Source organism: Delftia deserti (assembly GCF_042653485.1).
Classification (GTDB): Bacteria; Pseudomonadota; Gammaproteobacteria; order Burkholderiales; family Burkholderiaceae_C; genus Comamonas; species Comamonas acidovorans.
Window position 1 is genome coordinate 3,878,275 of the sequence record NZ_JBHSIH010000001.1, and the last position, 22,430, is coordinate 3,900,704.

Annotated in this window: 23 protein-coding genes; 8 read left to right on the plus strand and 15 right to left on the minus strand. The window is 69.0% G+C overall.

The window, feature by feature from the left end; genetic code table 11:
- Positions 1-144 precede the first annotated feature (144 nt).
- On the minus strand, positions 145-1,452 hold the full coding sequence (locus ACFPFG_RS18650) for a solute carrier family 23 protein (protein WP_197954285.1): 1,308 nt from the start codon (positions 1,450-1,452) through the stop codon (positions 145-147).
- Between the two features lie 195 nt (positions 1,453-1,647).
- On the opposite strand from ACFPFG_RS18650, the gene ACFPFG_RS18655 reads away from it, so the two are divergent.
- The 7 genes from ACFPFG_RS18655 to minE all read left to right on the plus strand — a co-directional run bounded on the left by ACFPFG_RS18655 (position 1,648) and on the right by minE (position 9,044).
- Positions 1,648-3,711, plus strand: coding sequence for an acetoacetate--CoA ligase (locus ACFPFG_RS18655; RefSeq protein ID WP_380107778.1), 2,064 nt, complete (start codon positions 1,648-1,650; stop codon positions 3,709-3,711).
- An 88-nt stretch (positions 3,712-3,799) separates the two neighbouring features.
- Positions 3,800-4,957: an acyl-CoA dehydrogenase family protein gene (locus tag ACFPFG_RS18660; RefSeq protein ID WP_380107780.1), complete on the plus strand. Its 1,158-nt coding sequence runs from the start codon at positions 3,800-3,802 to the stop codon at positions 4,955-4,957.
- A gap of 198 nt (positions 4,958-5,155) precedes the next feature.
- Positions 5,156-6,184 carry an acyl-CoA dehydrogenase family protein gene (locus tag ACFPFG_RS18665; protein WP_380107782.1) on the plus strand — a complete coding sequence of 343 codons (1,029 nt, stop codon included), beginning with the start codon at positions 5,156-5,158 and terminating at the stop codon, positions 6,182-6,184.
- Positions 6,185-6,208: 24 nt separating this feature from the next.
- Positions 6,209-6,997: a crotonase/enoyl-CoA hydratase family protein gene (locus tag ACFPFG_RS18670; RefSeq protein WP_183018661.1), complete on the plus strand. Its 789-nt coding sequence runs from the start codon at positions 6,209-6,211 to the stop codon at positions 6,995-6,997.
- 168 nt (positions 6,998-7,165) lie between these two features.
- Positions 7,166-7,912: a septum site-determining protein MinC gene (minC, locus tag ACFPFG_RS18675; protein ID WP_380107785.1), complete on the plus strand. Its 747-nt coding sequence runs from the start codon at positions 7,166-7,168 to the stop codon at positions 7,910-7,912.
- 49 nt (positions 7,913-7,961) lie between these two features.
- Positions 7,962-8,774 (plus strand): septum site-determining protein MinD, encoded by an 813-nt coding sequence (minD, locus tag ACFPFG_RS18680; RefSeq protein WP_034397563.1) that lies wholly within the window; start codon positions 7,962-7,964, stop codon positions 8,772-8,774.
- A gap of 6 nt (positions 8,775-8,780) precedes the next feature.
- Positions 8,781-9,044: a cell division topological specificity factor MinE gene (gene minE, locus ACFPFG_RS18685; protein ID WP_012202033.1), complete on the plus strand. Its 264-nt coding sequence runs from the start codon at positions 8,781-8,783 to the stop codon at positions 9,042-9,044.
- 19 nt (positions 9,045-9,063) lie between these two features.
- On the opposite strand, the gene ACFPFG_RS18690 is transcribed toward minE, so the two are convergent.
- Genes ACFPFG_RS18690 through ACFPFG_RS18700 form a run of 3 tightly spaced genes read right to left on the minus strand, consistent with a single transcriptional unit; the run spans position 9,064 to position 11,781 of the window.
- The gene (locus ACFPFG_RS18690) at positions 9,064-10,401 is read right to left on the minus strand and encodes a sensor histidine kinase (protein ID WP_183018658.1); all 1,338 of its coding nucleotides are present in this window, start codon (positions 10,399-10,401) and stop codon (positions 9,064-9,066) included.
- Positions 10,391-11,071, minus strand: coding sequence for a response regulator transcription factor (locus tag ACFPFG_RS18695; RefSeq protein ID WP_183018657.1), 681 nt, complete (start codon positions 11,069-11,071; stop codon positions 10,391-10,393). Before ACFPFG_RS18695 ends, ACFPFG_RS18690 begins: the two co-directional genes overlap by 11 nt.
- Positions 11,071-11,781, minus strand: a complete 711-nt coding sequence (locus tag ACFPFG_RS18700) for a PepSY domain-containing protein (protein ID WP_312373404.1) — start codon at positions 11,779-11,781, stop codon at positions 11,071-11,073. Before ACFPFG_RS18700 ends, ACFPFG_RS18695 begins: the two co-directional genes overlap by 1 nt.
- Before the next feature lie 148 nt (positions 11,782-11,929).
- Here ACFPFG_RS18700 and ACFPFG_RS18705 point away from each other — a divergent pair, with 148 nt between their 5' ends.
- Positions 11,930-13,129, plus strand: a complete 1,200-nt coding sequence (locus ACFPFG_RS18705; protein WP_380107789.1) for a DUF5666 domain-containing protein — start codon at positions 11,930-11,932, stop codon at positions 13,127-13,129.
- A gap of 56 nt (positions 13,130-13,185) precedes the next feature.
- On the opposite strand, the gene ACFPFG_RS18710 is transcribed toward ACFPFG_RS18705, so the two are convergent.
- The 11 genes from ACFPFG_RS18710 to hpaE form a co-directional block, all read right to left on the minus strand.
- Positions 13,186-13,689, minus strand: coding sequence for a flavin reductase family protein (locus ACFPFG_RS18710; RefSeq protein WP_183018707.1), 504 nt, complete (start codon positions 13,687-13,689; stop codon positions 13,186-13,188).
- A gap of 190 nt (positions 13,690-13,879) precedes the next feature.
- On the minus strand, positions 13,880-14,515 hold the full coding sequence (locus tag ACFPFG_RS18715; RefSeq protein WP_183018654.1) for a 3'-5' exonuclease: 636 nt from the start codon (positions 14,513-14,515) through the stop codon (positions 13,880-13,882).
- A gap of 44 nt (positions 14,516-14,559) precedes the next feature.
- The gene (hpaR, locus tag ACFPFG_RS18720; protein WP_312373408.1) at positions 14,560-15,048 is read right to left on the minus strand and encodes a homoprotocatechuate degradation operon regulator HpaR; all 489 of its coding nucleotides are present in this window, start codon (positions 15,046-15,048) and stop codon (positions 14,560-14,562) included.
- A gap of 86 nt (positions 15,049-15,134) precedes the next feature.
- Positions 15,135-15,956 carry an aldolase/citrate lyase family protein gene (locus ACFPFG_RS18725; protein ID WP_012202038.1) on the minus strand — a complete coding sequence of 274 codons (822 nt, stop codon included), beginning with the start codon at positions 15,954-15,956 and terminating at the stop codon, positions 15,135-15,137.
- Positions 15,957-15,974: 18 nt separating this feature from the next.
- Positions 15,975-17,429 (minus strand): NAD-dependent succinate-semialdehyde dehydrogenase, encoded by a 1,455-nt coding sequence (locus ACFPFG_RS18730; RefSeq protein ID WP_012202039.1) that lies wholly within the window; start codon positions 17,427-17,429, stop codon positions 15,975-15,977.
- Between the two features lie 45 nt (positions 17,430-17,474).
- The gene (hpaH, locus tag ACFPFG_RS18735) at positions 17,475-18,308 is read right to left on the minus strand and encodes a 2-oxo-hept-4-ene-1,7-dioate hydratase (protein ID WP_183018651.1); all 834 of its coding nucleotides are present in this window, start codon (positions 18,306-18,308) and stop codon (positions 17,475-17,477) included.
- 1 nt (position 18,309) lies between these two features.
- Positions 18,310-18,744 (minus strand): 5-carboxymethyl-2-hydroxymuconate isomerase, encoded by a 435-nt coding sequence (locus tag ACFPFG_RS18740; protein ID WP_380107792.1) that lies wholly within the window; start codon positions 18,742-18,744, stop codon positions 18,310-18,312.
- Complete coding sequence (locus ACFPFG_RS18745) at positions 18,745-19,563, minus strand: DODA-type extradiol aromatic ring-opening family dioxygenase (protein WP_312373416.1); 819 nt, start codon at positions 19,561-19,563, stop codon at positions 18,745-18,747.
- A gap of 1 nt (position 19,564) precedes the next feature.
- Entirely contained in the window at positions 19,565-19,891 is a 327-nt protein-coding gene (locus ACFPFG_RS18750; RefSeq protein ID WP_183018648.1) for an aromatic ring-opening dioxygenase subunit LigA, read from the minus strand.
- Between the two features lie 20 nt (positions 19,892-19,911).
- Positions 19,912-20,904, minus strand: a complete 993-nt coding sequence (locus ACFPFG_RS18755; protein ID WP_183018647.1) for a tripartite tricarboxylate transporter substrate binding protein — start codon at positions 20,902-20,904, stop codon at positions 19,912-19,914.
- Positions 20,905-20,949: 45 nt separating this feature from the next.
- Positions 20,950-22,407 (minus strand): 5-carboxymethyl-2-hydroxymuconate semialdehyde dehydrogenase, encoded by a 1,458-nt coding sequence (hpaE, locus tag ACFPFG_RS18760; protein ID WP_183018646.1) that lies wholly within the window; start codon positions 22,405-22,407, stop codon positions 20,950-20,952.
- Positions 22,408-22,430 lie beyond the last annotated feature (23 nt).

The following is a 22,430-nucleotide window of genomic DNA, read 5'->3' on the forward strand; positions in this document are numbered from 1 at the left end:
AAAAAAAACCGCCCCATGCAAGAACGCAAGGGCGGTATATCTCCGGAAACCGATGGTAGCAGCGCTGGCAGCGGCCCTCGGGTTTCCCCGTAAAGGCCCTGCCGCGCAGTCAAAGGTTCAAAGAATGTTTGCGCGTGCTCACATTCAATGAATCAGTGGCTGATCGTCGCGTGCGTGATCCAGCAGCGCGTACAGGATGATGGCGCCGAAAGTCGCGGTCCCGATGCCGCCCAGCGCGAAGTCGCCGAACTTGAGCGTGAAGTCGCCCGTGCCCAGGATCAGGGTGATGGCCGCCACGATCAGGTTCTTGTTCTGCGAGAAGTCCACGCGGTTGTCCACCCAGATCTTGGCGCCGGCCACGGCGATCAGGCCGAACACCACGATGGACACGCCGCCCATCACGGGCAGCGGGATCGCCTGGATCAGCGCGCCGAACTTGGGCGAGAAGCCCAGCAGCACGGCCAGGACGGCGGCCACGAAGAACACGGCCGTCGAGTAGATGCGCGTGGCGGCCATCACGCCGATGTTCTCGGCATAGGTGGTCACGCCAGTGCCGCCGGCCGCGCCGCTGACCATGGTGGCCACGCCGTCGCCGATGAAGGCCCGGCCCATGTACTGGTCCAGGTTCTTGCCCGTCATGGCGGTCACGGCCTTGATGTGGCCCAGGTTCTCGGCCACCAGGATGATGACCACGGGCACGATGAGCACCATGGCCGGGCCGCTGAACACGGGCGCGTGGAACTGGGGCAGGCCGAACCAGGCGGCGTTGACCACGCCCGACAGGTCCACGGGCTTGCCCATGCCCAGCACATTGGTGAACAGGCCGTACAGCAGGCTGGCGGCGATCAGGCCCACCAGGATCAGCAGGCGCTGCACCATGCCGCGCGTGAACACGGCCACCAGGCCCACGCAGACGAAGGTCAGGGCCTGCATCCACGACTCGAAGTTGTTGGCCGCCATGTTCTTGACGGGGATGGCCGCCAGATTCAGCCCGATCACGGCCACCACGGCGCCCGTGACCACGGGCGGCATGAAGCGCTCGATCCAGCGCGTGCCCACCATCTGCACCACCAGGCCGATCAGCGCATAGACCGCGCCGCAGGCAATGATGCCGCCCAGTGCCACGCCGATGTTGCCGTTGGCGCCCTTGCCGCCATAGGCCGTGGCTGCGATCACCACGCCGATGAAGGCAAAGGACGAACCCAGGTAGCTGGGCACCTTGCCGCCCGTGATCAGGAAGAAGATCAGCGTGCCGATGCCGCTCATGAGCACGGCCACGTTGGGATCGAAGCCCATGAGGATGGGCGCGAGCACGGTGGAGCCGAACATGGCGATCACGTGCTGTATGCCCATCAGCCCGGTCTGGGGCCAGGGCAGGCGCTCATCGGGGCCGATCACACCTCCCCGTTGCAGCTGGTCGGCGGATTTCTCCGTCCATTGGAAAAGGCCCATGTGGCATCGCTCCTTGTAAAAAATTGGCGCGATATTAGAGGCATTTGTTTTCTGGCAGGTAGGGGCGAGCGGAAATTTTTTCCTAGTGTTTGTGCGCAGATACGTGATCCGGTCCACAGACTTTGTCGCCCAGGTGCCAGGCTAGTGGCTTTCCCGTCTGGGCTCGCGGGCAGCGCGCGCGTACCGTGGCCGGTCATGAGCCACACCCCTGCCTTCATCCCCCAGATCCGCCTGTACCAGGACTGGCTGCGCGAGCGCCACGGCCTGCAGTTCGACAGCTACGACGCGCTGTGGCGCTGGTCGGTGACCGACCTGGACGCCTTCTGGCAAAGCATCTGGGACTACAACGCGCTGCAGTCGCCCACGCCGCACACGGCCGTGCTGGAGCGCAACACCATGCCCGGCGCCCAGTGGTTTCCGGGGGCCCAGATCAATTACACGCGCCAGGCGCTGCGCCATGTGGATGCCGCCCATGCGGCCGGCATGCCCGCCGTGGTCAGCCGCAACGAGACGGGCCGCCACCGCGAACTGTCCTGGCCCGACCTGCGCCGGCAGGTCGCCGCCCTGGCCCTGCACCTGAAGGCCCAGGGCGTGGGCCGCGGCGACCGCGTGGCTGCCTACCTGCCCAACATCCCCGAGGCCATGGTCGCCCTGCTGGCCACGGCCAGCCTGGGCGCCGTCTGGAGTATCTGCGCGCCCGACATGGGCACCAACGCGGTGCTGGACCGCTTCCGCCAGATCGCGCCCAAGGCGCTGATCGCCGTCGATGGCGTGCACTACGCCGGGCGCGGCATCGACCGCATGGCCGTGCTGGCGGAGCTGCGCGCAGGCCTGCCCAGCGTGGAGCATGTGGTGCTGGTGCCCAACCTGGACCTGGAGGCCAGGCTGGCCGATGCCGCCGACTACGGCCAGGTCATGGCCCGCGACGACGCGGCCACGGCGGCCTTCGAGCCCGAATGGCTGCCCTTCGACCACCCGCTGTGGATCGTCTACTCCAGCGGCACCACCGGCCTGCCCAAGCCCATCGTCCACGGCCATGGCGGCATGGTGCTGGTGGCCCTGCAGCTCAAGGCCCTGCACAACGACGTGGGCTGCAGCTACCACCCCAACAGCTGGGGCGAGCGCTACCACTGGTACAGTTCCACGGGCTGGGTGATGTGGAACGCCCAGGTCTCGGGCCTGCTGGGCGGCACCACCTGCGTGATCTTCGACGGCAGCCCCGGCGGCAGCAAGGACAGGCCCGACTGGGGCGTGCTGTGGCGCTTCGCGGCCGAGACCGGCGTGACCAGCTTCGGCTCGGGCGCGGCCTTCTACGCCAACTGCATGAAGGCCGGCGTGGAGCTGGCGCAGTGCGGCGACCTGTCGCGCATCCGCAGCCTGGGCACCACGGGCTCGCCGCTGTCGCCCGAGGTGCAAAGCTGGGGTACGGCGCAGTTCGCAGGCATGGGGCGGCCTGACATCTGGTGGAACAATATTTCCGGCGGCACCGACTTCGCGGGCGCCTTCATCGGCGGCCACCGCGAGCTGCCCCAGCAGCCCGGCATCATGCAATGCCGCCAGCTGGGCGCGGCCGTCGAGGCCTGGAACGAGCAGGGCCAGCCCGTCATCGACGAGGTGGGCGAGCTGGTCTGCACCCAGCCCATCCCCTCCATGCCCCTGTACCTGTGGGGCGATGCGGACGGCAAGCGCTACCTGTCCAGCTACTTCGACATGTACCCGGCCGGCCATGGCCGCGCGCCCGGCGGCGGCGACGGCCCCGCCTCCATGGGCCCGGTCTGGCGCCACGGCGACTGGATACGCATCCTCCCGGAGGGCGGCTGCATCATCTACGGCCGCAGCGACGCCACCATCAACCGCCACGGACTGCGCATGGGCACCAGCGAGATCTACAGCGCCGTCGAGGCCCTGCCCGAAGTGCTGGACTCCATGGTCGTGGACCTCGAATACCTGGGCCGCGAAAGCTACATGCCGCTGTTCGTGGTGCTGCGCCCGGGCGTGGATCTGGACGACGCCCTGCGCGCGCGCCTGCAGGGCGCCATCCGCCAGGCCCTGTCGCCGCGCTTCGTGCCCGACGAGATCGTGCAGGTGGCCGAAATCCCGCGCACGCTCAGCGGCAAGAAGCAGGAGCTGCCCATCAAGAAGCTGATGCTGGGCCAGCCGCTGGACAAGGTGGTCAACAAGGAGGCCATGGCCAACCCGGGCTGCCTGGACTGGTATGTGGGCTTTGCGGCGCAGCATGCCAAGGCACAGGCTGCCTGATATTCAAACGGTATCAGTGGCTCGGTTTTTAATATTGGACTGCGACAGACCGGCTGCCTAGAGTGGGGTCCAACCATGGAGCCCTGCAATGAGCGTGCTTGATTCCCTTGCCCTGACCCGCATCCCTGCCGAGGACGAAGCCCTGCGCGCCGAGGTGCGTGCCTTCCTCGCCCAGGCCATAAGCGGCCTGCCGCCCCATGTGCGTGCGCGCTCCTGGGGCGGCTACAGCGCCGAACTGAGCCGGCAGCTGGGCGAAAAGGGCTGGATCGGCGTCACCCTGCCGCGCGAGTACGGCGGCGGCGGGCGCAGCGCCTTCACGCGCTATGTGCTGGTGGAGGAATACCTGGCCTGTGGCGCGCCCGTGGGCTCGCACTGGATTGCCGACCGCCAGAGCGGCCCGCTGATCCTCAAGTACGGCACCGAGGCGCAAAAGCGGTTCTACCTGCCGCGCATCTGCCGGGGCGAGGCCTTCTTTTGCATCGGCATGAGCGAGCCGGGCGCGGGCTCGGACCTGGCCAGCGTGAAGACGCGCGCCGTGCCGAACGACAAGGGCTTCGTGCTCAGCGGCCAGAAGATCTGGACCACCAACGCCCACCACTGCCACTACATGATCGCCCTGGTGCGCACCTCGGGCGAGGCGGATGACCGGCACAAGGGGCTGTCCCAGGTCATCGTGGACCTGTCGCTGCCGGGCGTGACCGTGCGGCCCATCACCGACCTCTCGGGCGACAGCCATTTCTGCGAAGTCTTCTTCGACAACGTGCAGCTGCCGCCCGACGCCCTGATCGGCCAGGAAGGCCAGGGCTGGGAGCAGGTCACGGCCGAGCTGGCCTTCGAGCGAAGCGGGCCCGAGCGGCTGTTCTCCAGCATCGTGCTGTTCGACGAATGGCTGGCCTGGCTGCGTGCAACGGGCGAGCGCAGCGAAGGCGCGCTGCGCCTGGCCGGCCGCGTGTTCACCGAGCTGGCCCCGCTGCGCGCCATGTCGGTGGCCGTGCAGGACAAGCTGGTGCGCGGCGAAAGCCCCATCGTCGAGGCGGCCCTGGTCAAGGAGCTGGGCACGACGCTGGAGCAGTCCATTCCCGCCGCCATCGCCGACGACCTGTTCGCACGCGAGGCGTCCGAGGTTCCGCTGGAGCTGCTGCGCACCCTCAACTACGTGACGGAGGTTGCGCCTTCGTATTCGCTGCGCGGCGGCACGCGCGACATCCTGCGCGGAATGATCGCCCGAGGTTTGGGGCTTCGTTGACACGAAGCGCCCCCTGAGCCGCTGCGCGTCTTCCCGTTGCACGGCGCCCCCTCTCGCTTCGCGGGGGGGGGCGACACCCTCGGTGCGGGGCGGCGCGGCCGGCGTAGGCCCTTCCTCGGTGTCCCTGGTGTTAAAGGTGCGCCAGTTTCAAACGGAACGCCCAAGGCCTGGCGTCATGTGTCATGAATGGAGAGAGACATGGAAGACGATTTGTTTGCCGACGCCGCACGCCAGCTGCTGCAGGGCGAGTGCACGCCCGCGCGGGTGCGCGCCATCGAGGCCGGGGGCTCGCCCCGGGCGCTGTGGCAATCGCTGGAGCAGGCCGGCTTTGCCGATGCCCTGGTGCCTGAGGATGCGGGCGGCGCGGGGTTGGCGCTGGCGCAGCTGTTCGATGTCTGGTCGCAGGCCGGCGCTCATGCGCTGCCCGTGCCGCTGGGCGAGACCATGCTGGCGCGCGCGCTGCTGGCGGGCGCGGGGGCGGAGCGTCCACCAGGGGCCACTGCGTTGGCACAAGGCCTGCTCCAGCCGGATGGCAGCCTGCACTGCGCACCCGTGCGCCTGGGCGCGGTCACGGACAGCGTGCTGGTGCAGCACGCCCAGGGCTGTAGCCTGCTGCCCGTGGCGCAGGCGCAGTCCGAGCCGGCGGCCTTCTGCCTGGACGTGAACCTGCGCTGGAGCGCCGACCAGGTCCGCGCGGCGCCTGCTCCCGATATCGCCCTGCCGGGTGGGCTGGACCTGCGCACGCTGCAGGCCGGCCTGGTGGCAGCGCAGCTGGCGGGCGCGCTCATGGAGGTGTTCCAGCGCACGCTGCAGTATGCGAACGACCGCCAGCAGTTCGGCCGCCCCATCGGCAAGTTCCAGGCCATCCAGCACCAGCTGGCGGTGATGAGCGAGCATGTCTTCGCCGCGCGCATGGCGGCCCGGCTGGGCTGCGCGGGGCAGGGCATCTTCCCCGAGCGGCTGCGCGTGGCCGTGGCCAAGGCGCGCTGCAGCCAGGCCGCGCTGGCCGTGGCCGAGGCGGCCCACGCCATCCACGGCGCCATGGGCTTCACCGAGGAATACGACCTGCAACTGCTCACGCGCCGCCTGCATGCCTGGCGCCAGACGGCCGGCTCCGAGTCGTACTGGCATGGCGTGGCGGGTGCCGCGCTGGTCCATGGCCACGCGGGCAGCACCCTGGATCTGATCCGCTCCACCACCGATATCACCGCCGATCTCACCGCCTGACAGGCTCTCGAAGGAACCCCATCCATGCCCTTTCTGAACATCGCGCGCGACGGCGCCATCCTCACCCTCACCATGAACCAGCCCGAGACGCGCAATGCGCTCACGGGCAACACGGCCGTGGAGGAATTCGTGCAGGTCTGCGACGAGATCCGGCGCGATGCCTCGGTCAAGGCCGTGATCCTCACGGGTGCCGGCCCCATCTTCAGCTCGGGCGGCAACGTCAAGGACATGCAGCGCTTCTTCGACGACGCGCTCACGCCCGACGCCATCCGCGAGGAATACCGCCAGGGCATACAGCGCATACCGCGCGCGCTCAACCAGCTGGACGTGCCCTTGATCTGCGCCGTCAACGGCCCGGCCATCGGCGCCGGGCTGGACCTGACCTGCATGTGCGACATCCGCATCGCCAGCGAGACGGCCACCTTTGCCGAGAGCTTCGTGCGCGTGGGCATCGTCCCCGGGGACGGCGGCGCCTGGCTGCTGCCGCGCGCCGTGGGCCGCGCCAAGGCGGCCGAGATGGCGTTCACGGGCGAGGCCATCGACGCGCAGCAGGCCCTGGCCTGCGGCCTGGTCAGCCGTGTCGTGCCCGCCGACCAGCTGCTGCCCACGGCGCGCGTGCTGGCCGACAAGATCGCCGCCAACCCCGGCGCCGTGATGCGCATGACCAAGCGCCTCTTGCGCGAGGGCGAGCACAGCACGCTGGAATCGCTGCTGGAGCTGTCCGCCGGCTACCAGGCCCTGGCCCACAAGACCGCCGACCACCGCGAGGCCGTGATGGCCTTCGTGGAGAAGCGTAAGCCCCGGTTTCAGTGACCGGGCCCGCCCGGCCCCCGCCACGGGGGCATGGGCCGTATGTGACACAACACAAATGGACACTCCCCGGTGCCGGCCTCCCGGCGGGAGTGGGCGCCCATGTACTGCGCACACAGTACACTTTGCGCGTCGAGAGGCAACTCTCCCATCCACCGCACTCCCAGTCCCATGGCCGTTGAAACGACGAGTACTGCCCGCCCCAGCTTCGACCTCAAGAGCGCGCAGCTGCCCGTGGTGGCCGTGGCCCTGCGGGACACCGATGTCAGCGTGCTCGTGGCCGACCTGGCCCAGCGCCTGGCCGACGACCCGGATTTCTTCGACAACGACCCCGTACTGATCGACCTGGCCCATGTGCGCGAGGCCGAACAGGCCATCGACTTCGCCGTGCTCGTCCAGGCGCTGCGCTCCCACCACACCGTGCCCGTGGCCGTGCGCGGCGGCAGCCCGGCCCAGATGGAGGCGGCGCGTGCCGCAGGACTGGCGCCCGCGCCCGAGGCAGCCCCCGTGCGGCCCACCGTGCCCGAGATCGAGATCCAGGAAGTCGTGCGCGAGATCGAGGTGGTGCGCGAGGTGCCTGCTCCCCAGGCCGACGCCCTCATCGTGGACAAGCCGCTGCGCTCGGGCCAGCGCGTCTATGCGCGCGGCACCGACATCGTGGTGCTGGCCATGGTCAGCTATGGCGCCGAAGTCATCGCCGACGGCAACGTCCATGTCTACGCGCCGCTGCGCGGCAGGGCCATCGCCGGGGCACGCGGCAACACCGAGGCGCGCATCTTCAGCACCTGCATGGAAGCACAGCTGCTGTCGATTGCCGGCATCTATCGCACAATCGAGACCGATCTCCCGGCGGACGTGGCTGCCAGGCCCGCCAAGGTGCGTCTCGACGGCGAGAAAATCCTCATCGAGCCGGTATGACACCGGACCCCTCTTCTTTGCTCTCCAGTCTTTAAGGAACCGTGCAAACATGGCCAAAATAGTCGTCGTGACCTCCGGCAAGGGTGGCGTGGGCAAGACCACCACCAGCGCCAGCTTCGCATCGGGCCTCGCATTGCGCGGGCACAAGACCGCCGTCATCGATTTCGACGTGGGCCTGCGCAACCTGGACCTGATCATGGGCTGCGAGCGCCGCGTGGTCTACGACCTGATCAACGTCATCCAGGGCGAGGCCAACCTCAACCAGGCCCTGATCAAGGACAAGCAGTGCGACAACCTCTTCGTGCTGGCCGCCTCCCAGACGCGTGACAAGGATGCGCTGACGCAGGACGGCGTCAAGAAGATCCTGGACGACCTGTCGGGCATGGACTTCGAGTACATCATCTGCGACTCGCCGGCCGGCATCGAAAGCGGCGCCCTGATCGCCATGCACTTTGCCGACGAGGCCCTGGTCGTGACCAACCCCGAAGTCTCCTCGGTGCGCGACTCCGACCGCATCCTGGGCATGCTCAGCTCCAAGACCGCGCGCGCCATCGCGGGCGAGAGCGTCAAGGAGCACCTGCTGATCACGCGCTACAACCCCAATCGCGTGCAGGACGGCCAGATGCTGTCGCTGGAGGACATACAGGACATCCTGCGCATCGAGCTGATCGGCGTCGTGCCCGAGTCCGAAACCGTGCTGCAGGCCTCCAACCAGGGCATTCCCGCCGTGCACATGCAGGGCTCGGACGTGGCCGAGGCCTACCAGGACGTGGTGGCACGCTTCCTGGGCGAGGAAAAGCCCATGCGCTTCACCGAAGCGCAAAAGCCCGGCTTCTTCAAACGCATGTTCGGGGGGAGGTAAGCGGCCATGTCCATGCTCTCTTTCCTGCTCGGAGAAAAGAAGAAGACGGCCTCGGTGGCCAAGGAGCGCCTGCAGATCATCCTCGCGCGCGAACGCGTGGGCGGCAATGGCGGCGGTCCCGACTACCTGCCTGCGCTGCAAAAGGAGCTGATGGCGGTGATCTCCAAGTACGTGGACATCGACGTCAACGACATCAAGGTGCACCTGGAGCGCCAGGAAAACCTCGAAGTGCTCGAAGTCAAGATCGAGCTGCCCGACGCCTCGCGTTAAACGTCGCCCGGCGCCGTGCTCAGCCCAGGTGCAGCGTGCAGCGCAACCCGCCCAGCGGGCTCGGTCCCATCTCCAGCGATCCACCATAGGTCTCCGCGATGTCGCGCACGATGGCCAGGCCCAGGCCGTGGCCCTGGGCCTGTTCGTCGAAGCGGACACCGCGCTCCATGGCCTGCGCGAGATGCTGCGGCGCCAGGCCTGGGCCGTCGTCATCGATCTGCAGCAGCGTCGTCGTGCCATCCTGGCGCACGACCAGCGTGACGCGGCTGCGCGCCCACTTGCCGGCGTTGTCCAGCAGGTTTCCCGCCATCTCCTCCAGGTCCGAGGCAGCGCCGCGCCAGCGCAGCCCATGGCCGGGCAGCGGCGTGGGCGTCTGGATGGACCAGGACAGGCGCCGCTGGGCGTGGATCTGGCGCATGGCATCCAGCAGCCGCGCCAGCACCTCGTCCAGTGCCACGCTGCCGGCGCTGCCGGCGCCGCTGGCGAAACGCGCCAGATGGCGGTCGATGGTGTGGGACATGGCCTGTACCTGGTCACGCAGCCATGGGCCATCCACCTGATGGTCGCGTGCCTGTATGCCGAGCACGGCCAGAGGCTTCTTGAGCGCGTGGCTCAGATCGGCTGCCTGGTGGCGTGCGCGCTCCACGACCTGGGCATTGCGCTGCAGCACCTGGTCCACGGCCTCGGCAATCGGGTCCAGGTCGGGGCCGAAGTGCCGCCCCAACTGCGTGCGCGTGCCGTCTTCCATGTCCTGCAGCGCCTGCTGCAGGCTGCGCAGCGGCTGCAATCCCAGGCGCACCAGCGCCACAGTGCACAGTAGCAGCGCGGCGACCAGTCCCAGCTCGGTGACCAGCAGGATGCGGTCGATGCGGCGCCATTCCTGGCGCGTACCGTCCAGCGGGCCGAAGACATGCAACTGTACGGGCCGGCCCGCGACATCGAAGCTGCGGCGCAGGCCCAGCAGTTCGCGCCCCTGCGGCCCGCGCAACGACAGCAGCGTCTCGCCGCTCTTGTGCGGGTGCCAGGGACGGGCGTCGTCCAGGTCCAGGCTGTCGTCCCAGACCGAGCGCGACTGCTGCAGCCGTCCGTCCTGCTCCAGCGTCCAGTACCAGCCCGAGAAGATACGGCCGAACTCGCCACGATTGAGCCGCGTGCCCTGTCCGGTCAGGGCGGCCGGGGACTGCAGCTCGGCCTGCAACCGCTCGGCGCGGTCCTGCAGGCCGGCCTTGAAGCTGCGCAGCACCGCCTCGTGCAACTGCTCGCGCAGCACCCAGCTGGCGGCCGTGCCGCAGGCCAGCGTGGCCACCAGGCTCAGTGCCAGCAGGCGCTCCGACAGGCCCCAGTGCCTAGGACGCATGGTCGCCGTTGGCCTGCTGCAGGCGAAAGCCCCGTCCCCGCTCGGTATGGATCAGGCCATGCGGGTACAGTTTGCGGCGGATGCGGCCGACCAGCACGTCCACGGTGTTGGAGTCCGGGTCCAGGTCGCGTGCGTAGACATGCTCGCTGATGTCGGCGCGGCTGACGAGCTGTCCATGCCGGTTGGCCAGAAAGCTCAGGATGCGTTGCTCCTGCGCGGTCAGCGCAAGCGGCCGTCCTTCGAGCGTGAAGCGGTCTGCCATGGTGTCGTAGGCCAGCGGGCCTATCTGCAGCAGGGGCCGGCTGCTGCCTGCTGCGCGCCGGTGCAGCACGCGCAGCCGCGTGACGACCTCCTCGTGCAGAAAGGGCTTGGTCAGGTAGTCGTCTGCGCCGGCCTGGAAGGCCGTGAGCTTGTCGCTCCAGCGGTTGCGAGCCGTGAGCACCAGCACGGGGAAGGAGCGGCCCTGCTCGCGCCAGTGGCGCAGCACCGATACGCCGTCCTGTCCTGGCAGTCCCAGGTCCAGCAAGGCGGCGTCATAGTGTTCGACGCTGCCCAGTTCCTGGGCGAGGCGGCCGTCCGCGCAGCACTCGGCCAGCATGCCGGCCTCCTGCAGGATGGCCTGCAGGCCTGCAGCAAGATCGGCGTCGTCTTCGACGATGAGCACCCGCATCAGCGCAGTCCGTCCTCTTCGATGGGCTGGCCGCTGTACGCATCCACATGCACTTCGATACTGCGGCCGGCGCTCAACTGCAACTCGATCTCATAGTAGGCGCGCTGCCGGGGGTCGAACTTGAGCTCGGCCTCTGTGGCGCGGGCCTGGTACTTGCGCTCCAGCTCCTCAAGAATGCGAGGCAGCGGTTGCAGCGTGGCGGCCTGCTCCCGGTTCAGGGGAGGCTCCACCAGGATGCGGCCTGTCTGGGCGTCGGCACGCAGCAACTGCTCACGGCCTTCGCGCGTGAGCAGCTGGATCTCGTAGTACGGCCTGGGGCCGCGTGTTTCCTCCAGTTCGACCTGCAGCACGGTGCCGGGATGCAAACGGGTGACGGCTGCCACCACGGCGGACATGGGTATCAGCATGGCGGTGGTCGCGCCCGGCCGGGGGATGTCCTGCCCCGTGACTGCATCGACATAGATCTCCGTGCGCTGGCCATTGGCGAGCTTGATTTCGTACCAGCGCCGGCCGTCGGACCCGCGCTCGAGTTCGATGTCGATGACGCGCCCTTTGTGGCGCTGCTGCACGTCCTGGAGGATTTCCGCCAATGGCCGCAGGCGCTTTGACTGCACCTCGCGGCGCACGCTTTCATGCTCCGCTGGCGGGGCGGCAGAGGCGGATGCCAGCGACAAGGCCAGCAAGGCAGCAATTGCGAGGCGGAATTTCACGGCCACGAATCTTATGTCCACGTTCTTAAACAGTGCATGAACGCGCCATTCATGTGCGGTTTAGAAGCCTTTGCTGACACTGCAGGCGGTTGCACCGACGGCCTCGCCGCGGTGCCTTTTCATCTGTTTCTTTCTGGCATCGAACACCATGCATTCTCTTCGCTTTTCCCGCTCTGCCCCGCCATTGCACCGGGCCCTGGGCGCCGGTGCGCTCTCGCTGTCCGTGCTGCTGGCCGCCTGCGGCGGTGGCGGCGGCGGGGCTGACAAGCCCGCCCCCACGCCGGTCACTCCCAGCGCCAGCTATGCGTCGGGCACCATTGACGGCTTCGGCTCCATCCTGGTCAATGGGGTACGGTATGACGAGCGCCAGGCCCGGATCACCGATGGCGATGGCGTCCTGCTGGTCAGCGATGCGCTCAAGCTGGGCATGGCGGTCAATGTCACGGCCGGCCCCGTGACCACCGGCAGCGATGGCGTGGCGCGCGCCATGGCCCGCCAGATTCTTGTGCGCAGCGACCTGGAAGGTCCGCTGAGCGCGGTCGTGGGCGACCGGCTGACCGTACTGGGCCAGACCGTGATCGTCGATGCGGCCACGGTGTTCGAGGACGGCCGCGCAGCGGCGCTGCAGGTCGGCCGTGTGCTGGAAATCCACGGCCTGCGCGACGCACAGGGCCGTATTCTTGCCAGCCGCGTCGAGATCGAGGACGACGCCGACGAGCCCTGGCGCCTGCGCGCGCCTGTCGATGCCGTTGACACGTCGCGCCGCACCCTGCGCATCGGCGAGGCCGTCGTCAACTGGAGCGGCGTGCAGGTTGCCGCCGCGCTGGCTGCCGGCGACGTGGTCAGCCTGCGCCTGGCGCGCCAGCCCGATGCCGCCGGCCTGTGGGTGGCCACCGCACTGTCGGTGCAGCGCCCCACGCTGCCCGAACATGCGGGCGTGGAGGCCGACGTCACCGGCCATATCACCCGCATGGACTCGCCGACCCGCTTCGTCGTGGACGGCCTGAGCGTGGACGCGGGCAGCGCCACACGCCTGCCCGCAGGGCTTGCCGTGGGCGACCTGGTCGAGGTCGAGGGTGTGTTCCAGGACGGGGTGCTTCGCGCCTCCGAGGTCGAACGCAAGCTGCGGCTGGACAGTGACGATGGCTTCGAGATCGAGGGCCGCATCACCGCTGTCGACAGCCTGGCCGGCATCTTCGAGCTGCGCGGCGTGCGCGTGGACTATCGCAATGCGCGCTTCGAGGATGGCAGCGCCGCCCAAATTGCCGTGGGGCGCGTGGTGGAGGTCAAGGGCCGGCTCTCGTCCGATGGCGCGATGGTGGTGGCCACCGAGGTCGAGTTCGACTGAGGGTTCGCGTTCGCCGCCAGCAGGTCGGCGATCAGCACCGAGGGGCTGGCCTGGTGTCAGCCCAGTCCGCCCGTGTGCATGCGGCCTGCGTGGTAGAGCAGGGGCGTGTGGCCGGCCTGGTGGCTGCACTGCTCGACCTCGCCGATGAAGATCACATGGTCGCCTTCTTCATGGCGATGGCGGTTGCGGCACTCGAAGACGGTGGTGGCTTCGGAAAGCAGCGGCACGCCTTGTGCCGAACTGCGCCAGGCGGTGTTGGCGAAGCGGTCCACGCCCTTGCGCGCGAACAATTCGGCCAGGGGCTTTTGCGAGGCCGACAGCACGTGGATGGCGTAGTGCGAGCAATGCTGGAACACGGGCAACGAGGCCGCCGACAGCGCCATGCTCCACAGCACCAGCGGCGGCGTGAGCGAGACGGAGTTGAACGAGCTCACCGTGACGCCCACCGGATGGCCCTGCGGGCTGCGTGCGGTGACGATGGTCACGCCCGTGGCGAACTGGCCCAGCGCGTCGCGGAACTCGCGCGACGAGAACGGGGACTGGGAAGGCAGGGCGGCCATGGCGGCAGGAGGCAGTGCGGAATTCACGGGTGCAAGAACCAGGCGGCAGCAAGGCCGCAGCAGGGCTGCAGCGTTTGGGACGGGCGCCCGAAGCCGGGCAGCAACCTTGCATTATGGGTGCGGATGCCGGCAGAAGCGGCCGATGGGGACTCTGCCAGGGAGGTCTTTGCCTTGCGTGCACGATGCCGGCTCACAGCGCCATGCTCATCTGGGCGGGCGCGGCGTTTTCTTTCAGCCAGGCCGTCATGCGGGCCCGTGTGCAGCGCTGCAGCTGCATCAGCAGGGCATGCTCGGGCCAGGCCAGCGCATGGCGCCGGCACAGGTCCTGCTGCATGCGCGCCAGCAGGGCGGCGGCCATCTCGGCATCGGCCAGCGCCCGGTGGGCACGCTCGGCCACGGGCAGGCCCAGGTGGGCGGTGAGCCGACTCAGGCTGTGGCTGGGCGCCTCGGGGTAGATTCGGCGCGACAGCAGCACGGTGCAGGCAAAGGGCTGGGGCGCGGCCTCGCCGGCCAGGGCCAGCTCGGACTGCCAGAACTTGCTGTCGAAGGCCGCGTTGTGCGCCACCATGGGCGCGCTGCCCACGAAGCGGGCGGCATCGCGCATCACCTCCTCGGCGGGCGGGGCGGCTGCGACCATGGCATTGGTGATGCCGGTCAGCCGCGTGATGAAGGGCGGTATCCAGGCGCCCGTGCGCATCAGGCTCTGGAAGCGGTCCACCACCTTGCCGCCCTCGATCAGCACGATGGCGACCTCGGTGGCACGCGCGCCCTGGGCGGGCGCCATGCCCGTGGTTTCAAAGTCGATGACGGCAATCGGCTGCGGCATGGGGCGATTGTGCCCGGCAGTGCCCGACCGGCGTGCCGGGGCGGCTATTCCTCGGCCTGGCTGCCGTCGGCCGCGCCCAGGCGCTGCACGACCTGGTCGAGCAGGGCGTAGAGCTGCTCGATCTCGTCATGGCCGACCAGGCGCTCGATCTCGGCATAGGTCTCGGAGGAGTGCGGCGCGATCTCGGCCACGATGGCGTGGCCGGCCGCCGTGAGCTCGAACTCCGCGCCGCGCATGTCGCTGGCGTGGCGCGATCGCTCCACCAGCTGCCGGCCTTCCAGGGTCTTGAGCAGGCGCGAGAGGCTGGGCATGCTGATGTAGGTGGCCTGCGACAGTTCCATGGGCCGCAGCCTGTGCGTGACTGCCGCCATGGCGCGCAGCACGCGCCACTGCTGTTCGGTCAGGCCATGGGCGCGCAGCATGGGCCGAAAGCGCACCATGACCGATTCGCGGGCGCGCAGCAGCGCCATGGGCAGGGACCGCGAGAAGGCGCGCAGCGGCTCGGGGGCAAAAGAGGGCGTGGTCTGGGGCATGTTCGGCAGCATCTGTCGGCTGGATTCTATGCAGCCGCCGCTCCCTCCCCGGAGCGGCGTTGCGGGCGCCTTGTCAGGCCGGGGCCTCAATAGGTCTGGCTTTTCGGCGCGGGGGCCGCTGCCTGCTTGAAGCGCGCAGCCAGGGCGCTGGTGGCCTGCACCAGCACGCTGGTGTCCAGGCCCACGGCCGTGAAGGTGCAGCCCAGCTCCAGGTACTTGCGCGCCAGGGCCTCGTTGGGCGTGAGGATGCCGGGCGCCTTGCCCGCGCGGCGTATGCGCGCGATGGCGTCGGCAATCGCCTCCTGCACCTCGGGATGGCCGGGGTTGCCGATGTGGCCCATGGAGGCCGACAGGTCGGCCGGGCCGATGAAGACGCCGTCCACGCCCTCGGTGGCGGCAATGGCGTCCAGGTGGGCCAGCGCCTGGCGCGTCTCCACCTGCACCAGCACGCAAACCTGGGCGTTGGCTTCATGGGCGTAGTTGGCGCGCCGGCCCCAGGCCGAGGCGCGCGCGCCGCCCATGCCGCGGATGCCGCCCTGGCCGTCGGCCTGCGGATAGCGCGCGGCGCGCACGATGCGTGCGGCCTGCTCGGCCGTGTCCACCATGGGCACGAGCAGGGTCTGCACGCCGATGTCCAGGTACTGCTTGATCAGCATCTCGCCGACCTCGCCGTGTCCCATGGGCACGCGGGCAATGGCATGGCTGTCGGGATAGGCCGCGATGGCCTGCAGCTGCGCCAGCAGGGTGCGCGTGTCGTTGGGCGAATGCTCGCCGTCGATCAGGAGCCAGTCGAAGCCGGCGCCCGCGCAGATTTCCGCCGAATAGGCGTCGGCCAGGCCGAGCCACAGGCCGATCTGGGGTTGGTCGGCCGCAATGGCGGCCTTGAAGCGGTTCACAGGTGTCTGCATGGTGTGATTGTCCGGGCCTCAGTGGCCCATGCACAGGTACTTGGTGCTCAGGTATTCCTCTATGCCGGCGGCGCCGCCCTCGCGGCCCATGCCCGACTGCTTGACGCCGCCAAACGGCGCCACGGCCGTGCTGATGATGCCGCTGTTGATGCCCACCATGCCGTACTCCAGCGCCTCGCCCACGCGCCACACGCGGCCCACGTCGCGGGCGTAGAAGTAGGCGGCCAGGCCGTACTCGGTGTCGTTGGCCATGCGGATGGCCTCTTCCTCGGTCTTGAAGCGGAACACGGGCGCCACGGGGCCGAAGACCTCTTCCCTGGCGATGCGCATGCGGTCCGTGGCGTTGGCCAGGATGGTGGGCTCGTAGAAGGTGCCGCCCAGCGCATGGCGCTTGCCGCCCAGCACGACCTCGGCGCCGTTCTTCACGGCATCGGCCACCAGTTCCTCGACCTTGTCCACGGCGGCCTGGTCGATCAGCGGGCCCTGGCCCACGCCGGCCTCCAGGCCGTTGCCCACCTTGAGGGCCTGCACGGCGACCTTGAGCCTGGCCATGAAGGCGTCGTACACGCCGTCCTGCACCAGCAGGCGGTTGGCGCACACGCAGGTCTGGCCGGTGTTGCGGTACTTGGACGCCATGGCGCCCTCGACGGCGGCATCCAGGTCCGCGTCGTCGAAGACGATGAAGGGCGCATTGCCGCCCAGCTCCAGCGACATCTTCTTGAGCGTGGGCGCGCATTGCTCGGCCAGCACGCGGCCCACTTCGGTGGAGCCCGTGAAGGTCAGCTTGCGCACGGCCATGCTGGCCGTGAGCACGCCGCCGATGGCGCGCGAGGAGCCCGTGATCACGCTGAACACGCCTTCGGGAATGCCGGCGCGCTGGGCCAGCTCGGCCATGGCCAGGGCCGACAGCGGTGTCTGCTGCGCGGGCTTGACGATGATGGTGCAGCCCGCCGCCAGGGCCGGCGCGACCTTGCGCGTGATCATGGCGGCCGGGAAGTTCCAGGGCGTGATCGCGGCGCAGACCCCCACGGGCTCCTTCGTCACGATGATGCGCTTGTCGGCCCAGGGCGCGGGCACGGTGGAGCCGTAGATGCGGCGCGCTTCCTCGGCAAACCACTGCACGTAGGAGGCCGCGTAGGCGATCTCGCCGCGCGACTCGGCCAGGGGCTTGCCCTGCTCGCTGGTCATGATCAGGGCCAGGTCCTCCTGGTTCTCCATCATCAGCTCGAACCAGCGCTGCAGCAGGCGCGCGCGGGCCTCGGCGGTCTGCTGCTTCCAGAGGGCGAAGGCGCGCTCGGCGGCGGCGATGGCGCGCTGCGTCTCGGCCTCGCCCATGCGGGGCACATGGCCCACGGCCTCGCCCGTGGCGGGGTTGTGGACGTCGATGCGGCTGCCATCGTCGGCGGCCAGCCATTGGCCGTCGATCAGGCAGAGGTTCTTGAGCAGGCTGGGGTCGCGCAGGGCAAGCGGCATGGGAAATCTCCAATAAGGGCGGGGCAGGCGTCGGGACGACGGCGCCTAGACAAAACGGAACTGCAGCCGGCCCAGCGGGCCGTAGTCGGCATCGAACAGGTCGCCGGCCCGGGCGGCCACGGGGCGCGTGAACGAGCCCGCCAGCACGGTCTGGCCGGCCTCCAGGGCCTCGCCCCAGGGCGCGAGCTTGTTGGCCAGCCAGGCCACGCCGATGGCGGGATGGCCCTGCACGCCGGCAGCCAGGCCGGTCTCCTCGACCACGCCGTTGCAGCGCAGTATGGCGCCGCACCAGGGCAGGTCAAGCACCCCGGGAACAGCCTGCCCGGCGCCGACCACGATGCCCGCATTGGCCGCGTTGTCGCTGATGGTGTCGTAGACCTTGCGCATGGCCTTGGTGTGGCGGTCGAACTGCTCGATGCGCGCATCGATGATCTCGATGGCCGGCGTCACGTGGTCGGTGGCGTCCAGCACGTCCTGCAGCGTGATCTCCTTGCCGCCGGGCAGGCCCGGGCCGCGCAGCGGCGCCTTGAGCACGAAGGCCAGCTCCACCTCCACGCGCGGCGCGATGAAGTTGGCGGCCGGGATGTCCAGCACCTGGCCCGGCGTGCAGCGGTAGAGCATGCTGTCGAGCAGGGTGCCGTAGTCGGGCTCGTCGATCTGGCTCGATATCTGCATGGCGCGCGAGGTCAGGCCGATCTTGTGGCCGATCACCTTGCGGCCCGCCGCGATCTGCAGGCGCACCCATTCGCGCGAGACGCGGTAGCCATCCTCCACGGTCATGCCGGGAAAGCGCTTGGAGAAATGCTCGACCTGCACGCGCGTCTTCTCGCTGCGGTCGAGCTCCTGGGCCAGTTGGGTCAACAGTTCTTGGGAAAACATTTCAAGGCCTGGAAAAGAGAGGGTGGAGTGTGCTGTGCTTGCCGTCGTAGACCTGGCCCGGGCTTTCATCGACCTGCACGGTCAGGCCCAGGTGGCGCTGCGCGAACAGCGGCTGCAGATGGCGGCGCGCGCAGGCCAGCAGGGCGTTGCCGGCCTGCTGCTGCACGGCGGCCGAGCGGCCGCGGCCCATGCGCAGGTTGATGTAGATGAAGCCGTAGTGGCCATCGCCGCCGGCCGCACGGCCCGCAGCCCCGCCATCGGCCACGGCGCTGTGCGGCGCGGGGTAGGCCAGCACGCGCGTGCCGCCCGTGGGAAAGACCTGGGCGCCGTCTTCGGCACGCACGGTGAGCATGGTGTCCGCCAGTGCGCGGCACAGCTGCGTCATGTCGGTGTGCGCGTCCAGGCTGGCCGTGTAGAGGATGACCACGTGCGGCATTCAGGCCACCTCCATGGTGGCGGCCGTGCAGCTCACGGCGAAGATGGGAATGGGCTGGCAGTACAGCACCTGGCCCGCGCCGCGCGCGGCGGCGGCCACGGCGATGAAGCTGCGGATCTCGAAGCCGCCCTGGCCGCCGTCGCGGTAGGTCTCGGCGTCGGTGTACGACAGCAGCGCGTCCCGGTCGTTGCGGCACCAGCGGTCCATGAACTGCTGGTCCCACTCCCAGTTGACCTTGCCCGAGTCGGGCGTGGCCGGCCAGTGCGAGATGCCGCCCGTGCCCACGATGGCGATGCGCTCGGGCGCCTTGTCGCAGGCGCGGCGCAGGGCCTCGCCAAAGGCCCAGGCGCGGTGCAGCGGCGTCAGCGGCGGGCCCTGGCAGTTGATGTTGACGGGGATGATGTCCTTGTCATAGGCCGGCGTCAGAAAGTGCAGCGGCACCATGATGCCGTGGTCGAACTTCCACTCCTCGGCAAAGGCCACGTCCACGGTCTGCATGACCTCGGTGATCAGGCGCCGCGACAGTTCGGCATTGCCGGGGATGCGGTGGCGCTCTATGCCCAGCCAGGCCGGGTCCTCGATGGGGCCCTCGTACTGGTCGGCCATGCCGATGGCATAGGCCGGCATGTTGTTCATGAAGAAGTTGGCGAAGTGCTCGGCCGCGATGACGATCACGGCATCGGGCCGCGCCGCCTCCAGCCGTGCGCCCATGTCGCGGAAGGCGGCATGGAAGGCATCCCTGGTGGCCGGATCGGCCAGGTGTGCGCGGCCCGTGATGCCGGGCGCGTGGCTGCAAACGCCTGCAAATACCAGACTCATCTCAAACTCCTGCGATCTTTTCGTTGGGCCCGGTGGTCATGGCGTAGACGCCCGCGCGCACCGGTCCGTGCTTTTGCACGCCATCGCGCATGGCCTGCAGGTAGTCGGCCCAGGGCATGCCCAGCAGCGGCGCGAAGTGCATGAGCAGCTGGCCGTTGCAGCCCAGCACGTAGAGCTTGCCGATGTCGCCATGGAACATGGCTTCGTACTCCTCGGGCTCCAGCGCGTACTCGGCCAGCAGCGCGGCGCGGTCCTCGGCAAAGCGCCGCTGCACTACGGGCTCGCGGTTGAGCTGGAACAGGAATTTCTGCATGGTGTACAGGCTCATGGCGGCTCCCGGTGTCGGCCTCAGCCCAGCGTGATGTTGGCGCGGCGGATGATGGCTTCGTACTTGGCGATTTCGCTGGTGACGAAGGCCGCGAACTGCTGCGCCGTGCCGGCCTGCGATACGATGCCGCCGCGCGCGAAGGCGTCCACCACGGCGGGCTCGGCCAGGGCCTTGACCACGGCGGCGTTGATGCGCTGCACCAGCGCATCGGGCGTGGCGCCGGGCGCCAGCAGCCCCTGCCAGGAGTTGGATTCCAGCGCCACGCCCTGCTCGGCCAGCGTGGGCACCTGGGGCGCGAACTGCGAGCGCTGGCGCGTGGCCATGCCCAGTGCCACCAGCTTGCCGCTTTGCACATGGCCACGGAACTCGGGCCAGTTGCCGAACATCACGTCCACCTGGCCGCCCAGCAGGTCGGCCAGCGCCGGGCCCTGGCCCTTGTAGGGGATGTGGACCATCTCGATGCCCATCTCCTGGCACAGCAGCGCGCCCGAAAGATGGGCCGAGGTGCCGTTGCCGAACGAGGCATAGCTGAGCTCGCCGGGCTTGGCCCGGGCGCGGCTGCGCAGGTCCGCCAGCGTCTTCAGTCCGCTGCCCGGGTGGGTGGCCAGCACATGCTCGGACAGGCCCATCAGCGCCACGGGCTTGAGGTCGCGCGTGGTGTCGTAGGGCAGGTTCTTCACCAGCGTCTTGTTGGCCGTGAAGCTGTTGGCCACGCACACCAGGGTGTAGCCGTCGGCCGGCTGCTTGGACACATAGTCCACGCCGATCACCGTGCCCGCGCCGGGCTTGTTCTCCACGATCACAGGCTGGCCCAGGGACTTGCCCAGCTCGGTGCCCACCAGGCGCGCCACCAGGTCGGTGGTGCCGCCCGGCGTGAAGGGCACGATGATGCGCAGCGGTTTTGCAGGCCAGGTGCCGGCCGGGCTACCGGGCTGGGCCTGGGAAAGGCCCGGGAGCATCAGCGCTGCGGCCGTGCTGGCAGCGGCGGATTGCAGGAAATGGCGGCGTTGCATGTCTTGTCTCCTCGGTTCTCTTTGTCGTTGTCGCTGGTCGCCCGTTCAGACGCCCCAGTGCGGAATATGGTGCGATCCCAGCGACACGGCCACGTTCTTGGGCTCGCAGAAGACCTCGTAGCTCCAGCTGCCGCCCTCGCGGCCCGTGCCCGAGGCCTTGGTGCCGCCGAAGGGCTGGCGCAGGTCGCGCACGTTCTGGCTGTTGACGAAGCACATGCCGGCCTCGATGGCGGCGGCCACGCGGTGGGCGCGGCCCACGCTCTCGGTCCAGACGTAGCTGGACAGGCCGTACTGGATGTCGTTGGCCAGGCGCACGGCCTCGGCCTCGTCGCTGAAGGGGATGATGCAGGCCACGGGGCCGAAGATCTCGTCCTGGGCGATCTGCATGCGGTTGTCCACGTCGGCAAACACCGTGGGCAGCACGTAGTTGCCCTTGCGCACGCGCTCGGGCAGCACCGGCGCGTCCAGGCCGCCGCACAGCATGCTGGCGCCTTCCTTGCGGCCCAGCTCGATGTAGTGGCGCACCTTGGCCAGGTGGCTGGCGCTGATCATGGGACCGACGATGGTGGACTCGTCCAGCGGGTCGCCCACGGTGATCCTCTTTGCGCGCTCCACGAAGCGCTCGACGAATTTCGCGTAGATGCCCTTTTGCACCAGGATGCGGCTGCCGGCCGTGCAGCGCTCGCCGTTGTTGGAGAAGATCATGAACACGGCCGCATCCAGCGCGCGCTCGAAGTCGGCGTCGTCGAAGATCACGAAGGGGCTCTTGCCGCCCAGCTCCATGCTGAATTTCTTGAGGCCGGCGGCCTGCACGATGCGGTTGCCGGTCTGGGTCGAGCCCGTGAACGAGACGGCGCGCACATCGCGGTGGCGCACCAGGGGCTCGCCCGCGTCCTTGCCGTAGCCGTGCACCAGGTTGAGCACGCCGGGCGGAATGCCGGCCTCCAGCGCCAGCTCGCCCAGGCGCGCGGCCGTCATGGGCGACAGCTCGCTCATCTTGAGCACGGCCGTGTTGCCGAAGGCCAGGCAGGGCGCCACCTTCCAGGTGGCCGTCATGAAGGGCACGTTCCAGGGCGAGATCAGCGCGCACACGCCCACGGGGTGGAACAGGGTGTAGTTCAGGTGCGTGGGCGTGGGATAGGTGTGGCCGTCCACGCGCGTGCACATCTCGGCAAAGTAGTAGAAGTTGTCGGCCGCGCGCGGCACCAGCTGCTTGCCGGTCTGGGCGATGACCTGGCCGCAGTCGTTGGTCTCGGTCTGAGCGATCTCGGGCACATGGCGGGCGATCAGGTCGCCCAGCTTGCGCACGAGCCTGGCGCGTTCGGTGGCGGGCGTGTTGGCCCATTTCGGGAAGGCGTTCTTCGCGGCGGCAACGGCTGCCTGTACCTCGGCCTCGCCGCCTGCGGCAACCTCGGCCAGCACCTCCTGGGTGGCGGGGTTCACGGTCTCGAAATAGTCCTTGCCGGCGACGGCCTTGCCGTCGATCAGGTGGTCAATGCGCATGGGGATTCCTTGGCGTGTGCGGT